This window comes from Streptomyces sp. ITFR-16 (assembly GCF_031844705.1).
Lineage (GTDB): Bacteria > Actinomycetota > Actinomycetes > Streptomycetales > Streptomycetaceae > Streptomyces.
The window spans coordinates 1,872,247-1,885,718 of the sequence record NZ_CP134609.1; the positions used below are offsets into that span (position 1 = coordinate 1,872,247).

Consider the following 13,472-nt stretch of genomic DNA (forward strand, 5'->3'; position numbering starts at 1 on the left):
CGGGCGGAGACTACTGGCCGGCGAGCGAGGCCTCGAACTCGGCACGCATCTTGTCGCCGCCGCCGGAACGCCACTTGCGCAGCTGCTCCTTGTAGGCGGAGAGCGGCTTGCGGCCGGCGATGATGTCCAGCAGGCAGTCGCTCATCGCGGTGGTGAGCGAGGGGCTCTTGCTCGTGGACGTGTCGGAGAAGTGTCCGCTCGTCGGGTTGGTCTGGCTGATCTTGAGGAGTTCCTGCTGCCAGCGGTGGATCTTCCCGGCCAGCTCGGGCTGGCCCGGCAGGTAGATGTACTCGGGTCCGGCGGCGAGGAAGGCCAGCGGCATCGCGGTGGTCACCGCCTCGGAGTTGCCCTTGGGCGTGAGCTTGACGTCGCCCTTCGAGGTACGGGTGTAGTGCGTGCCCTCGATGCCGTTGTCGAGGAAGAGCCGCTCCTCCGTACCGAAGGGGGAGGCCAGGTAGTCCATGACGCCCAGCAGCATCTTGACGCGCTTCTCGTCGGCCTTCTTGTTGATGGCGGTGTAGCCGACCGAGCCGTAGCCCATGCTGTAGCGCGGCTTCGCGCCGGACTCGGCGGCGAACGGCACGATGACGCCGAAGGGGAAGTCGTACGTCTTGGCGTCGACCAGGAAGCTGGGGAAGGACTGCACATAGGCGCCGAGGGACCCCTGCGACATCTTCTCCATCGTGGTGGAGAGATTGGGGTCCGGCCAGAAGAGACCGGCCTTGGCGACCTTGACGGCGAAGGCCACGGCCTCCTGGTACTCCTCCGTCTCGTACATGTGCGTCAGCTTGCCGCCCTCCAGCCGCCAGCCGCTGGGCGCGCCGAACCACTGGCCGAACTGGCCGATGTGGTTCACGTACGCCGGCTCCAGGACGTACTTGTTGCGCTTGGGGTCCGCGAGTTCCTTGCCCTTGGCCAGGAAGTCCTCGGCGCTGCTGAACTCGGCGCCGCCGACCGGCTTCCAGAAGTCCTCGTTGACGACGTAGACCTGGCCCATGGAGCCGTAGGCCACGGTGACACCGCGGATCTTGCCGTTGACCACGGCGGTCTTCCACGCGGAGGTCGGCAGGTTCGCCAGGTTGGGGTACGCCTTGACGGCGTCGCCGGAGAGGTACGGGGTGAGGTCGTGGAACTTGGCGTCGAGCAGTTCGGGGACCCGCTGGATGCCCTGGTTCGGCGGGAACCAGACCAGGTCGGGTATGTCGCCGCCGGCCATCATCGCGTTGAACTTGGTGAGGTACGCGTCCACGCCCTGGTCGACGACGATCGTCATGTCGAACGTCGCCCCGAGACGCTTGTTCAGCTCCTGCCAGTAGGCGTTCCTGGCCTGCGGCGGGGCGGGGGTGGTGAAGGTCTCGGTGAGCGCCGTGATGCGGCTGCCGTCGCCGGGCGCCTTGGCCACCGACTTGGTGAGCGCCTTGGGGTAGCGGAGGTAGGTGGCGTCCAGCCCCGCCGCGTTGCCCGCCAGGTCCGCGGGGGCGGTCTGCGCGGCGACGTAGGTGGGCAGCTTGAGCTTGGCCGATGCTTTGGCGCCGCCCTTGCTGACCGCGGCACCGCTGCCGCAGGCGCTCAGGGTCGACAGACTGGCTGCGGTGAGACCGGCGATTCCCGCGGCGCCCATGAAACCGCGCCGGGACAAGTGGGTGGACATGGGGCTCCTTGAGAGGTGTGGCGTGCGGGGGGCGTACGAGGGCGGGCGGATCAGCCCTTGACGGCCCCGGTGAGGACGCCCTTGACGAAGAACTTCTGGAGGAAGGGGTAGACACAGAAGATGGGCACGATGGCGATGATCAGCACCGCCATCTGCAGCGAGGTCGCGGGCGGCACCGCGTGCACGCCCATGGCCGAGGCGTTGATGCTCTGCCCGTTGAGGACGTAGCTGCGCAGGATCACCTGGATGGGGAACTTGCCGGCGTCGTTGAGGTAGAGCACCGCGTTGAAGAAGCTGTTCCAGTAGCCGACGGCGTAGAAGAGGCCGACCACGGCGAGGACCGCCTTGGACAGGGGCAGGACGATCCGGAAGAGGACCGTCACCTCGCCGGCGCCGTCGATGCGCGCCGCGTCGTACAGCTCCTCGGGAATGCTCTGGAAGAAGGAGCGGACGACCACGATGTTGAAGGCGTTGAGCAGCACCGGGAGGATCAGCGCCGCATAGGTGTCCAGCATCTTGAACTGCTGGACCGCCAGGTACGTCGGGATGATGCCGGGCGCGAAGAGGAAGGTCCCGAGCACCATCAGCAGGATCGGCTTGCCGAGGACCGTGCCGGGGCGCGAGGTGCCGTACGCGATCATCACCGTGCACGCCAGGCTGAGCGCGGTGCCGATCAGGGTGATGCAGATGGAGACCAGGGCGGCCTGGGTGACGACGCCGCCGGAGAGGATGACGCGGTACGCCTCCAGCGTCGGGTGGTGCGGCAGCAGGACGTAGCCGCCGTTGGCGTTCAGCTCCTCGCGCCCGGCCAGGCTGGTGCCGATGGCCAGGACGAACGGGTAGAGCACGATCACGGTGAGGACGGCCAGGGCGAGCGCCTTCGTGCCCTGCCCATACCAGTGGGGGCGCTCCATCCACGGCGGGCGCCCGTTGGACTTGCGGGGGCGGCTCCCGGACCGGGCGGTGCGCAGCCTGGCCACGACGGACTGCTGACTCATCGGTACACTCCCTGCTCGCCGAAGCGGTGGGCCAGCTTGTTGGCGGCGAGGATGAGGGCGAATCCGATGACGCCCTTCATCAGTCCGGCGGCGGTGCTCATGCCCCAGTCGCCGTCCACGACCCCGTGGAAGTAGACATAGGTGTCCATGACTTCGGAGGCGTCCGGGCCGACGGCGTCGCGCTGGAGCAGGATCTGCTCGAAGCCGACGGAGAGGATGTCGCCGAGCCGCAGGATCAGCAGCATCAGGATCACCGGGCGGATGCCCGGCAGGGTGATGTGCCAGATCCGGCGGAGCCAGCCGGCGCCGTCCATCGCGGCGGACTCGTACTGCCCCATGTCGATCGAGGCGATGGACGCCAGGAAGATGATGGTGCCCCAGCCGCAGTCCTTCCAGATGGCCTGCGCGGTGATCAGCAGCTTGAAGGTGCCCGGGTCCGTCATCACGTTGCCGATGCTGACGCCGTGCTCCATGAGCAGCGTGGTCACCGAACCGGCGCCGCCCAGCACCTGCTTGAACATCGCGACGACGACCACCCAGGACAGGAAGTGCGGGAGGTAGACGACGGTCTGGATGAACCGCTTGATCTTCTCGCTGATGAGCGAGTTGAGCAGCAGCGCCAGGGCGATCGGGGCGGGGAAGTACAGGAGCAGCTGGATCGCGGTGATCTGGAGCGTGTTCGAGACCGCGCTCCAGAACTCGGGTTCGGCGAGCAGCGCGGTGAAGTTCGCGAGGCCGACGAACGGGCTCTGCTTGAAGCCCAGGAACGGCTGGTAGTCCTGGAAGGCGATGACATTGCCCGCGAGCGGCAGGTAGAAGAACAGCGCAAAATACAGCACGCCCGGAAGGCAGAAGAGCAGGAGCGCCCGGTCCCGTTTCAGCCGGTGCCGGAGCGGCTGGCGCAGGCGGTTCCTCTTGTCCTTCCTGCCTGCGGGGCGATCCGCTTCGTCCGGGTCGCGGGGCTGCGGCACGGGCGGCCGCACAGCTGTGACCGGCGATTTTGCCATCGTCACAGGCACCTCCAGGGCTGATGGAGCAAGAGAGAAGTCCCGCAGACACGGAGGCGGCGCACACCTCGGGGAGGCGCGGCCACTGCTCCTTCGCGGCGACAGCCACATAGTTCATGACCGCACACCCCGATGGCAAGAGTTGTTCATTTCGCAGAGGTAACGAACATCTATTGGCACTCAAAAGCCGGTTCGCGCATCACCGCAGGGCGTCACGCACCGCCCGAACCCGCACAGAACAGACACCGATCCCCCACCGAATGGCCATCGAAGCCCCTGCGCATCCGTCAGGAACCTTCACCGCATGCGTGGTTGTGCGCGTTCACGCATCCATCGAGCATGATCCCGCACACGCAAACGGCGGGCCGCCGCACCTCGGGATGCGGCGGCCCGCCGAAAGGGCGGTACGGAAGGAACGGAAGGACTAGACGGCGACGACCGTGACGCCGGCCTCGGTGAAGCGGGCGGCCGCCTCGGGTGTGATGCCCCGGTCGGTGACCAGGAAGTCGACCAGCGCGAGGTCGCAGACCCGCGCGAACGCCCGCTTGCCGATCTTCGACGAGTCGGCCGCCACCACCACCCGCTGGGCCTGCTCGGCGAGCAGCCGGTTGATGCTGGCCTCGCCCTCGTGGTGGACGTACGCACCGCGCTCGGTGTCGATGGCGTTGACCCCGAGCACGGCGACGTCCAGCGTGATCTCCCCCAGCACCCCGCTGGCCAGCGGGCCGGTCAGCTCGTACGACTGGGGCCTGGCCACACCGCCGGTGACCACGATCTTGATCTGCGGCCGGATCACCAGCTCATTGGCGATGTTGAGGGCGTTGGTGACCACCGTCAGCGTCGGCTGGCCGGCCGCCCCGGAGGCGCTGTCGCCCACCAGGTCCGAGCGCACCGCGAGCGAGCGCGCCACCTCGGTGATCGTGGTCCCGCCGGTCAGCCCCACCACCTCGCCGACCGCGACCAGTGCCGCGACGGCACGGCCGATGGCCTGCTTCTCCGGGGCGTTGCGCCCCGTCTTGTAGCGCAGCGCCAGCTCGTAGCTGACGCCGTGGGCGACCGCGCCGCCCCGGGTCCGGGTGAGCAGCTGCTGCTCGGCGAGCTGGTCCAGGTCCCGCCGGATGGTCGCGGCCGAGACGTCCAGCGCCCTGGCGGCGTCCTCGACATCCACCCGGCCGTTCTTACCGACGAGTTCCAGCAGTGCGTTCCACCGGGCGTCCCTGGACAAGAGCATTCTCCTTACAGGTCCGGGCCGCCGTCGCCCATCCCCTTGGGCGCGATCACCGGACACGCGCAAGCGTGGCACAAGGCTCCGGCGAGTCAAGTCTCCTGCAAGGAGTATGCTTGATAATGCTTGCACATCGCGGGTAGCGTGCGTAAACGAGCATCCCATCACCAGTACGGAGTGCAAAAGTGTCATTTGTCGAGATCGAGACCGCCAGTCAGCCGGACTGCTGGCGCCGTGCCGCAGAACTGGCCGGGAGCCAGGCGGCCGCGCTGCCCGCCGCCGGTGAGCGCATCGCCGTGGTCGGCTGCGGCACCTCGTTCTACATGGCTCAGGCATACGCCGCGCTCCGTGAGGAGTCCGGGCAGGGCGAATCGGACGCCTTCGCGGCGTCGGAGTTCCCCTTCGGCCGCCGCTACGACCGGGTGGTCGCCCTCACCCGCTCCGGCACCACGACCGAGGTCCTCGAACTCCTCGGCCGGCTGCGCGGCACCACCCCGACGGTGGCCATCACCGCCGACCCGTCGACCCCGGTGATGACGTCCGCCGACGCCGTCGTGGTCCTCGACTTCGCGGACGAGCAGTCCGTCGTGCAGACCCGGTTCGCCACCACCCTGCTGACGCTGCTCCGCGCCCACCTCGGCCTGCACACCGACGCCGTGGTCCGCGACGCGGAGGCCGCACTCGCCGAGCCGCTGCCCGAAGGGCTGCTGGACTGCACGCAGTTCACCTTCCTCGGCCGGGGCTGGACGGTCGGCCTGGCCAACGAGGCCGCGCTGAAGATGAAGGAGGCCTCGCTGTCCTGGACGGAGTCCTACGCGGCGATGGAGTACCGCCACGGCCCCATCAGCATCGCCACCACCGGCACCGCGACCTGGCTCTTCGGCTCCGCGCCCGAGGGCCTGCGCGAACAGCTCCTGGAGACCGGTGCCCAGTGGGTGGAGAGCGGCCTCGACCCGCTGGCCGAGCTCATCCGTGTGCAGCGCCTGGCCATCGCCCGCGCCGCCGCCCGGGGCCTGGACCCCGACAGCCCCCGCCACCTGACCCGTTCGGTGGTCCTGGCGGACGCCTGATCCCGTGCCGGACCTGACCGAACAGGACGTGCACACCCCGGCGGGCGCCGGCGCGGACGCCTGGACGGGCTTCCTCGCCGCGCCCGCGCACCCGGGCGGCTCCGGGGTGCTCGTCCTCTCCGGATCCAGCGGCCGGATCGAGAGAGACCGCTGCCGGCTGCTGGCCCGGCAGGGCCTGACCGCCCTGTCGGTCCAGTGGTTCGGCGGACCGGGCCAGCCGCCCGGCATCTGCGAAGTCCCGCTGGAGACGCTGGTGTCCGCCACCGAGTGGCTGCGTGCGCACGGCGCACGGCGCCTCGGCGTCCTGGGCCTGTCCAAGGGAGCCGAGGCCGCGCTGCACCTGTCGGTGCTCCGGCCGGACATCGACGCCGTGGTGGCGCTCTCCCCCACCTGGGTCACCTGGGCCAACGTCGGCCCCGGCCGGGACGGGCGGGCCCTGCCCCTGCGGTCCTCCTGGACCTGGAAGGGCGAGCCGCTGCCGTTCGTGCCCTACGACGACGACTGGACCCCGGCGGAGCCGGAGAGCGCGCCCGTCTCGGTACTCGGCTGGTACGAGCAGAGCCTGCGGACGCACGCGGACCGGGTCCCGGCCGCAGCCATCGCGGTGGAGCGGTCCGCCGCCGCGCTCGTCCTGGTGGCGGGCGGCGACGACCTGATGTGGCCCTCGCTGCGGTTCGCCGAGGAGCTGGCCGCCCGGCGCCGGGCCGCGGGCCGTCCGGTCCGGCTGGTCGGCCGCGCCGACGCCGGACACCGCCCGCGACTGCCCGGCGAGGCACCCGCCGCCGCCTCCGCCCTCTTCCGGCACGGGGGTTCGCCCTCGGCCGACGCGGCGCTCGGAGCGGCCGCGTGGCCCTGCGTCCTCGACGCGCTGCGCGGCCCCGGCCCGGGATGAGGACCGGTCAGGACTCCTCGAAGTAGGCGTCCAGGACCGCGTCGAAGCCTTCCGTCCACTCCTTGAGGCTGCTGCGGGCGGCCGCCTCGACCTCCGCGTTGAACCAGCGCCGGGTCGACATGTGGACCGTGACGGTGAACCGCCGGCCGAAACGGGCCGGCTTCAGCTCGACCGCGCCGATCTCGTCCCAGCGGAAGTCGGCCTCCTGGTCGTCCAGCGTGAACCGGATGCCCGCACGGTCGGCGGAGATCGACCCGCGCCGGTCGCTCACCTCGAACGAGGGCCCGTCGGCAGCCCCGTCCTCACCCGCGTCGCTCTCGTCCTTCTCGTTCTTCGCGTCCTCCTCGTCCTCCGCGTCGGCGACGGGCTCCGCATCCTCGGACACCGGCTCCGCGGCGGCGTCGTCGGACACGGGCTCCTCGGTCCGCTCCGGCTCCTCCGGCGCCGTTCCGGCGGGTCGGGGGGCCGTGAGACCAGGGATGTACGCCGGGTCTGTCCCTGCGGCGTACGCGGGCTGAGTGTTCGGATCTATGCGCTGCTCCACGGCGGGCAGTATGGCCGACGAACCTGTACGGGGCCAGTGAGCCCGTGTTCACCCGCGCCGCCGGTGCCGGGAGGACGGGGGCGGGCGGTTCCGTCCGCCCCCGTCCGTACCGGTCAGCCGGACGCGCAGACCTCGTCCCCCAGAGCGAACGCGGCCGGTGCGCCGTTGCCGCCCGACAGGGTGCCGGTGAACCCGAATCCGGCCGAGGCGCCCGGCGCCACCCTGCTGTTCCACCCGGCGTCGGCGGCCGTCACCCTCGCCCCGTCCTGGGTGGGCGTGGCGTTCCACATCTGGCCGACCCGCTGCCCGTTGGGGAAGGTCCAGCCGAGCCGCCAGCCGTCGAGGGCCGTGCTCCCGGTGTTGGTGAGAGTCACCTCCGCCCGGAAGCCGCCGGCCCACTGGTCGGTCACCTCGTAGGACACCGAACAGGCCGCGTCCCCGGGCGGGTTACCCGGGTCGGTGCCGGGGTCCGTACCCGGGTCGGTGCCGCCCCCGTCGCCGTCCGAGGAGTCGCCGTACAGGATGCCGCGCCCGTTGGTGGAGACGTAGACGCGCCCGTAGACGCGCGGGTCACCGGTGATCGAGGCACCGGTCCAGCCCCACTGGTGCGCGTCGTCGTTGATCCGGGTCCAGCTCACGCCCGCGTCGGTCGACCGGAAGATGCCGCGCACCCCGCCGATCTTCGCGGTGACGAACAGCGTCCGGTACGAGGCTCCGGCGGCGGCCTTGCCGAAGCCGACGGAGTCCGCCTGCTCCACCCCGGTCAGCTCGGTGAACGTCGCCCCCGAGTCGGTGGAGTGCCACAGGCCGTACGCCCCCGCCGTGCTGCCGCCCGCGAGCCACACGTCGCCCTCGGTACCGGGCACCGCCCCGAAGCGGACATTGCCCTCGGTGGGCAGACCGCTCGACGCCTTCGGCGTGAAGGTGGCGCCGCCGTCCGTCGAGAGGTAGAAGGTGCCCGCGTGGAATCCGTAGAACTTCTTCGGGTTCTTCCGGTCGGACTCGACGCTCGCCCCGGCCGGGATCCCGCTGGACGCCGCCCATGAACTCCCGTACCCGGTCGTGTGGTGGACGCCCGCGCCCTCCGGGCTCCACACGAAACCGCTGCCGTCGGCGGCCGCCGCGACTGTGCCGCCGCCGGTCACCCCGGAGGGCTCGGAACCCTGGAACCAGTGGGCGCCGTTGTCCGTGGAGAAGCCGATGTGCGGGGCGGCGTCCGCGCTGCCGACCCGGACGACCGTGTCCGGGCTGCTCTCCGCGAAGTCGATGCCGGTGGTCGAGGTCAGGCTGGGCGAGGTGAACATCATGTCCGGCACGGCGTCGAGATCGGTGTGCCGGAAGCCGCCGATGTCGCCGAGCGCGCTGAGCAGCGGGGCCCCGGACGGCGGGCTCGCCAGGTCGTTGACGGCGGTCTCCTCGATGCCCTTCACCATCGGGGTGATGGTGAACTGCCCGCCGGAGTCCCAGTTCCGCAGGTTCTCGGTGCCGTAGACCGTCGCACCGGTGCCATACATCATCCGGTCGGAGTCGAACGGGTCGATCTCCAGCGCCTCGGTCATCCAGCCCAGCTTCGGCGTGGTCTCCGGCGGCGCCGGGTTGGCTCCCCAGGTCAGCCAGGGCACCGAGGAGACGTCCTGGGTGAAGCGGTTGGTGCGGTCGGGGTAACTGCTGTAGTCCCAGGCCCGGGTCCAGGTCGCCCCGCTGTCCGTGGAGCGGAAGATCTGGGTGTCCGGCCACCAGGAGCTGTACGCGGTGGCCATCAGGGTGCCGGGCCGCTGCCGGTCCACCGTCAGACCGCTGAAGCCGTAGTAGGTGTCCGCCTCGGCGACCGGGCTGACGTCCTTCCACTCACCGGTCGCGGTGGTGTACCTCCAGATCCGGCCCTTGCCCCCGTCGTAGGGTCCGCCGGTGTCGCTCAGGGTCAGATAGAGGTAGCCGTCGGCGGAGTCGAGCACCCCCTTGTGGGCCAGGTACCCGGTCGGCTGTCCGGCGATCCTCGACCAGGTGGCGCCGCCGTCCGTGGAGCGGTAGACGGTGTTGTCCTTGTCGGCGACCCCGACGTAGATGTCCTGGGTCGCACTGCCGGCGCTGCCCGTGCGCTCGTCGAAGGTCACCCAGACGATGCCCTGGTTGTCGTTGCCGTACCCACTGGTGTCGGTGGGATCCTGGGCGTAGTTCCCCGGGTTCGGGAACGCGGTCACCTCTGCCCAGGTCACCCCCGCATCCGTGGAACGCCACAGGCCGTGGCCGCTGGGCGCGCCCAGGTACAGCACGGAGTTCTTGTTCGGGTCGACCGCGAGCCGCTCCCCCATGCCCCGGCCCGGCATGTTGCCGCCGAGCTTGAACGGCAGGGTGGCCGCCTTCCAGCTGGCACCCCGGTCGAAGGAGCGCAGCACGGCACCGTTGGTCGGGTCCCAGTCGTTGGTGTACGTGCCCACGGCGGCGTACACGTTGTCCGGGTCGGCCGCGTCCGAGGCGAGGCTGACCACACCGGTCCACCCCCAGTGGTCCCAGTCCACCCAGTCGAGCAGCGGGGTCCACCGCTTGCCGGACTGGTCCCAGCGGTAGGCCCCGCCGATGTCGGTACGGGCGTAGGCGAGATTCTTCTCGGACCGGTTGAAGACGATGCCGGGGACGAACCCGCCGCCGTCGATCCGGACGTTCTTCCAGTCGTACGTGTCCGCCGCCAGGGACACATCGGATGCCTGGGCCGTGGGGGCGAGGGGGGCGGTTCTCGCCGACGCCGGGGCGCCGGCGGCGAGCAGCCCGGCGGTGAGCGTGAGTGCCGCCACCAGGGCAGCAAGGGGTCTGGCGCTTGAGCGCACGGAAACGTCCTCTCCGAGCAGGACCGCCGACAGCGGCGGCACGGGGCGGGTACGGATTTGGGAGCGCTCCCATTCGCGACCCGATGGTAGCGGCGCGCACCCGGCGCGAGAAGAGCGGCGGCAGGGTTCATCGGATGACTTCCGGCGCCACGAGCCCCGGCGGGCCGGTCTCAGCGCCCGTGGGGTGACTGGTGCACGCGCCGCAGTTCCAGCGGGGCCGGCGGGGGCAGGGGCGCGGTGCGGCCGGCCCTGAAGGACTGGAGCAGATAGCCGACCAGCCGGCGCGACGCGGCTGCCGAGACCTCCGGGGAGCCCTCGGCGACACCGCAGTTGGCCAGCAGGAGCAGGGTGACGTCGCCGGGGTGGAAGTCGGCCCGGAGCTGTCCGGCCTCCTGGGCGCGGCGGACCAGCCGGGCGATGCCCTCCTCGGCGCGGGCGCGTTCGCCGTCGATGTCGACGGCGTCGGGGAACCGGGCGAGGAACGCGGCGGTGAAGCCCCGGTCCGCGGCCTGCATCGCGCACACCTTCTCGATCAGGGTGCAGAACCCGCGCCAGGGGTCGGGGTCGTCGAGCGCCTCGTCGAGGACGGCACCGCACTGCGCGAACTGCTCGGCGAAGGCCTCCGTGATGAGCGCGGCACGGGTGGGGAAGCGCCGGTAGAGCGTGGCGACCCCGACGCCGGCGCGGCGGGCGATCGCGGTGACAGGCACATCGATGCCCTGGGCCGCGTAGGCCTCGCGGGCCGCTTCGAGGATGCGGTCGCGGTTGTGCCGGGCGTCGGCCCGCAGCCCTTCGGACCGCGTGGCGGCGAGCGGTTCCGCTGCGGCGACGAGGGATTTTTGAGAGGGCTGAGCAGGCATGTCTCTCACTTTACGGTAAGTGGAAGGTGCCATCCACTTAGCCTGTTAGCTTGAGGAAACGCAAGCGGAACGATCGCTCCGCTCACGGTTCCCGAGACGGATCAGGACACGGACATGGACGAGATGCGCGCAGCCCTCTACGACCGCTACGGCCCCCCGGAGGTGCTGTACACGGGCCGCGTCCCCGTGCCCGAGGCCGGACCCGGCGAGGTGCTTGTCCGGGTCCGGGCCGTGGGGGTCAACGGCGGTGAGCTCTCCGGCCGGGCCGGAAAGGTGCGGCTGGTGACCGGCCGCCGCTTCCCCCAGCGCACCGGGATCGACTTCGCCGGGGAGGTCGCGGCGGTGGGCCCGTCGGTGACCGGGGTACGGACGGGCGAGCAGGTGTGGGGCGTGCTGCCCCGGCGGTTCGGCAGCGCGGCGGAGTACGTCACGATCGGCGCGGGCCGCATCTCCCCCTCGCCGGCCGACCTGACCCCGGCGGAGGCGGTGTCCCTGCTGGCGGGCGGGACGACGAGCCTGACCGCCCTGACCGCCAAGGCGCGCCTGAAGCCCGGCGAACGGCTGCTGGTGCGGGGAGGCAGCGGCGGCGTCGGCAGCGTCGCGGTCCAGCTCGGCAAGGCACTCGGTGCCCATGTCACCGCGCTGGCGGGGGCGGACAACCTCGGCTTCGTACGCGGTCTGGGCGCGGACGAGGTCTTCGACTACCGCACGACCGGGCCCGCCGGACTGGGCGCCTTCGACGTCATCATGGACACGGTGGGCACCCGGCACCGCGCGTACCGCACGCTGCTGGCCCCCGGCGGGCGCATGGTGGCGATCGCCTTCGACCTGGACCACCTCGCCTCGTCCCTCGGGTACATCGCCGCGTCGGTGGTCCACGGCAGGGGCCGGGTCCGGTTCTTCAGCGGGAACCCGCGCACCGCGCTGCTCACCCGGCTGGCCCGCTACGCGGAGAACGGTGAGATCCGCCCGATCGTGGACACCGTGTGGCCGCTCGACGACCTCGCGGGCGCGCACCGGGCCCTGGAGGCGGGCGGCGTCCGGGGCAAGCACGTCGTCGAGATCGGCTGACGGGCGTCAGTACCAGTCGGCCATGCGGGGCGGGTCGCAGAGTTCGAGCACCACTTCTCCCGCCTCGGAGACCGTGCCGCCGACGGGCCGGACCCGGTCGCCCACGTTGACGAGGTGGGGTGCGGCGCCCACGATCCGGCAGCGGTAGACGAAGCCCTCGGGGAAGCGGACCAGGGACTCGTTGCGCATCACGCGCGAGTAGCGGTTCACGACGTGGGACCGCACGACCACGCCGTGCCCGTCGCTGCGTTCCGCTTCGAGGTCGCTCGACGCGCAGACGGGGCACAGGAGGGTGCGGAACGACGCCGTGCCGCACCATCGGCACACCTGGTAGACCAGGCCTTCGGTGCGCGGTTCCGCCGCGTCGGGGGCCGCCGTCCCCACGTCGGTTCCGGTACTGAACACGTTCGGCCTCCCGCGCTCGACTCGGTCGCCGCACCTCCGGCGGCGGCACACCGGCACCGTATGGCACTTAGTGCCAGCGCGTAAAGGTACTCAGTGCCGAAAGTTACCGAAGCCTTCCGGGAGCCTCCCGGGGCGGCGGTTCACTCCCCGCCGAGCGCCGACTCGATGCGCTGCACCACGCGCCACATCGGGGCGCCCTTCGGGGCGACCATGACGATCACCTCGTCGTCGGACGCACCGGCCGCGGGTCCGCCGGCCGCCTGCCCCCACACCGTACGGACGAGCTCCAGCGCGCGGTCCACCTCGGCCCCCGCGTCACCCTCGCCGCCCGAACGCAGCCAGGACCGCAGCCCGTTGTTGTGCGCGGCGACCACCGAGGCCGCGATCATCTCGGCGCGCAGAGCGGCGTCCGGGGTGCCCTCCCAGCTCCGCTCCAGATAGCCGGCCATGGTCCGCTCGTAGCGGCGCACGACGGACAGTTCATAGGTGCGCAGCCCCGGCACCTCCCGGGTGAGCCGGTAGCGCTGTACGGAGAACTCCGGGTTCTCCGCGTACATCCGCAGCACCAGCCGGGCCGCGTCGCACACCGCGTCGACGGGGTCGCCCTCGCCGTCGGCGGCCGCCAGGAACGCGGTCATGTCCGCGAGGCAGCGCTCGTGGTCGGGGAAGACCGCGTCCTCCTTGGAGGGGAAGTAGCGGAAGAACGAGCGCCGCCCGACCCCCGCTCTGGCGACAATGTCGTCCACCGTGGTCCGCTCGAAGCCGCGCTCCATGAAGAGCCCGAAGGCCGCCTCGGCGAGCACATCACGCATGGGGGGCTTCTTGGCGGGCCCGCGGTCATCGGTCATGCCGGGAAACGTAGCACCGAAAGCGCGATATCGGCACTGGGTACCTTTACGAAGGGTACTGAGTGCCATAGGATCG

At 71.0% G+C, this 13,472-nt stretch carries 12 protein-coding genes; 3 read left to right on the top strand and 9 right to left on the bottom strand.

Going from position 1 to position 13,472, the window contains the following annotated elements:
* Window positions 1-10: 10 nt before the first annotated feature.
* From RLT58_RS08285 to RLT58_RS08300, 4 genes are all read right to left on the bottom strand, one after another.
* A complete protein-coding gene (locus tag RLT58_RS08285) occupies window positions 11-1,651 on the bottom strand; it encodes a type 2 periplasmic-binding domain-containing protein (protein WP_311309753.1) in 1,641 nt (546 codons plus the stop codon).
* Window positions 1,652-1,701: 50 nt separating this feature from the next.
* Window positions 1,702-2,649, bottom strand: coding sequence for a carbohydrate ABC transporter permease (locus RLT58_RS08290; RefSeq protein WP_311309754.1), 948 nt, complete (start codon window positions 2,647-2,649; stop codon window positions 1,702-1,704).
* On the bottom strand, window positions 2,646-3,656 hold the full coding sequence (locus RLT58_RS08295; protein WP_399131131.1) for an ABC transporter permease: 1,011 nt from the start codon (window positions 3,654-3,656) through the stop codon (window positions 2,646-2,648). The genes RLT58_RS08290 and RLT58_RS08295 overlap by 4 nt, the downstream gene beginning before the upstream one ends.
* A gap of 424 nt (window positions 3,657-4,080) precedes the next feature.
* On the bottom strand, window positions 4,081-4,881 hold the full coding sequence (locus tag RLT58_RS08300; RefSeq protein ID WP_311309755.1) for a DeoR/GlpR family DNA-binding transcription regulator: 801 nt from the start codon (window positions 4,879-4,881) through the stop codon (window positions 4,081-4,083).
* Window positions 4,882-5,066: 185 nt separating this feature from the next.
* Between RLT58_RS08300 and RLT58_RS08305 the strand changes: the two genes are divergently transcribed.
* Window positions 5,067-5,951 carry an SIS domain-containing protein gene (locus RLT58_RS08305; protein WP_311309756.1) on the top strand — a complete coding sequence of 295 codons (885 nt, stop codon included), beginning with the start codon at window positions 5,067-5,069 and terminating at the stop codon, window positions 5,949-5,951.
* 4 nt (window positions 5,952-5,955) lie between these two features.
* Window positions 5,956-6,843: an acyl-CoA thioester hydrolase/BAAT C-terminal domain-containing protein gene (locus RLT58_RS08310; RefSeq protein ID WP_311309757.1), complete on the top strand. Its 888-nt coding sequence runs from the start codon at window positions 5,956-5,958 to the stop codon at window positions 6,841-6,843.
* Between the two features lie 7 nt (window positions 6,844-6,850).
* Here RLT58_RS08310 and RLT58_RS08315 read toward each other — a convergent pair whose 3' ends face one another.
* The 3 genes from RLT58_RS08315 to RLT58_RS08325 form a co-directional block, all read right to left on the bottom strand.
* Window positions 6,851-7,387: a hypothetical protein gene (locus RLT58_RS08315; RefSeq protein WP_311309758.1), complete on the bottom strand. Its 537-nt coding sequence runs from the start codon at window positions 7,385-7,387 to the stop codon at window positions 6,851-6,853.
* Window positions 7,388-7,500: 113 nt separating this feature from the next.
* Window positions 7,501-10,212, bottom strand: a complete 2,712-nt coding sequence (locus tag RLT58_RS08320) for a cellulose binding domain-containing protein (protein ID WP_399131134.1) — start codon at window positions 10,210-10,212, stop codon at window positions 7,501-7,503.
* Window positions 10,213-10,382: 170 nt separating this feature from the next.
* Entirely contained in the window at window positions 10,383-11,072 is a 690-nt protein-coding gene (locus RLT58_RS08325) for a TetR/AcrR family transcriptional regulator (protein WP_311309760.1), read from the bottom strand.
* 114 nt (window positions 11,073-11,186) lie between these two features.
* Here RLT58_RS08325 and RLT58_RS08330 point away from each other — a divergent pair, with 114 nt between their 5' ends.
* The gene (locus tag RLT58_RS08330) at window positions 11,187-12,143 is read left to right on the top strand and encodes an NAD(P)-dependent alcohol dehydrogenase (protein ID WP_311309761.1); all 957 of its coding nucleotides are present in this window, start codon (window positions 11,187-11,189) and stop codon (window positions 12,141-12,143) included.
* A 6-nt stretch (window positions 12,144-12,149) separates the two neighbouring features.
* On the opposite strand, the gene RLT58_RS08335 is transcribed toward RLT58_RS08330, so the two are convergent.
* Together RLT58_RS08335 and RLT58_RS08340 are read right to left on the bottom strand one after the other, a co-directional pair.
* A complete protein-coding gene (locus tag RLT58_RS08335) occupies window positions 12,150-12,548 on the bottom strand; it encodes a Zn-ribbon domain-containing OB-fold protein (RefSeq protein ID WP_311309762.1) in 399 nt (132 codons plus the stop codon).
* A gap of 140 nt (window positions 12,549-12,688) precedes the next feature.
* On the bottom strand, window positions 12,689-13,396 hold the full coding sequence (locus RLT58_RS08340) for a TetR family transcriptional regulator (protein WP_311309763.1): 708 nt from the start codon (window positions 13,394-13,396) through the stop codon (window positions 12,689-12,691).
* Window positions 13,397-13,472: the final 76 nt, after the last annotated feature.

Excerpts from the sequence above, each read along its gene's own strand:
- RLT58_RS08285 (WP_311309753.1), bottom strand. The coding sequence starts at position 1,651 with ATGTCCACCCACTTGTCCCGGCGCGGTTTCATGGGCGCCGCGGGAATC.
- RLT58_RS08290 (WP_311309754.1), bottom strand. The coding sequence starts at position 2,649 with ATGAGTCAGCAGTCCGTCGTGGCCAGGCTGCGCACCGCCCGGTCCGGG.
- RLT58_RS08295 (WP_399131131.1), bottom strand. The coding sequence starts at position 3,656 with ATGGCAAAATCGCCGGTCACAGCTGTGCGGCCGCCCGTGCCGCAGCCC.
- RLT58_RS08325 (WP_311309760.1), bottom strand. The coding sequence starts at position 11,072 with ATGCCTGCTCAGCCCTCTCAAAAATCCCTCGTCGCCGCAGCGGAACCG.
- RLT58_RS08330 (WP_311309761.1), top strand. The coding sequence starts at position 11,187 with ATGGACGAGATGCGCGCAGCCCTCTACGACCGCTACGGCCCCCCGGAG.
- RLT58_RS08340 (WP_311309763.1), bottom strand. The coding sequence starts at position 13,396 with ATGACCGATGACCGCGGGCCCGCCAAGAAGCCCCCCATGCGTGATGTG.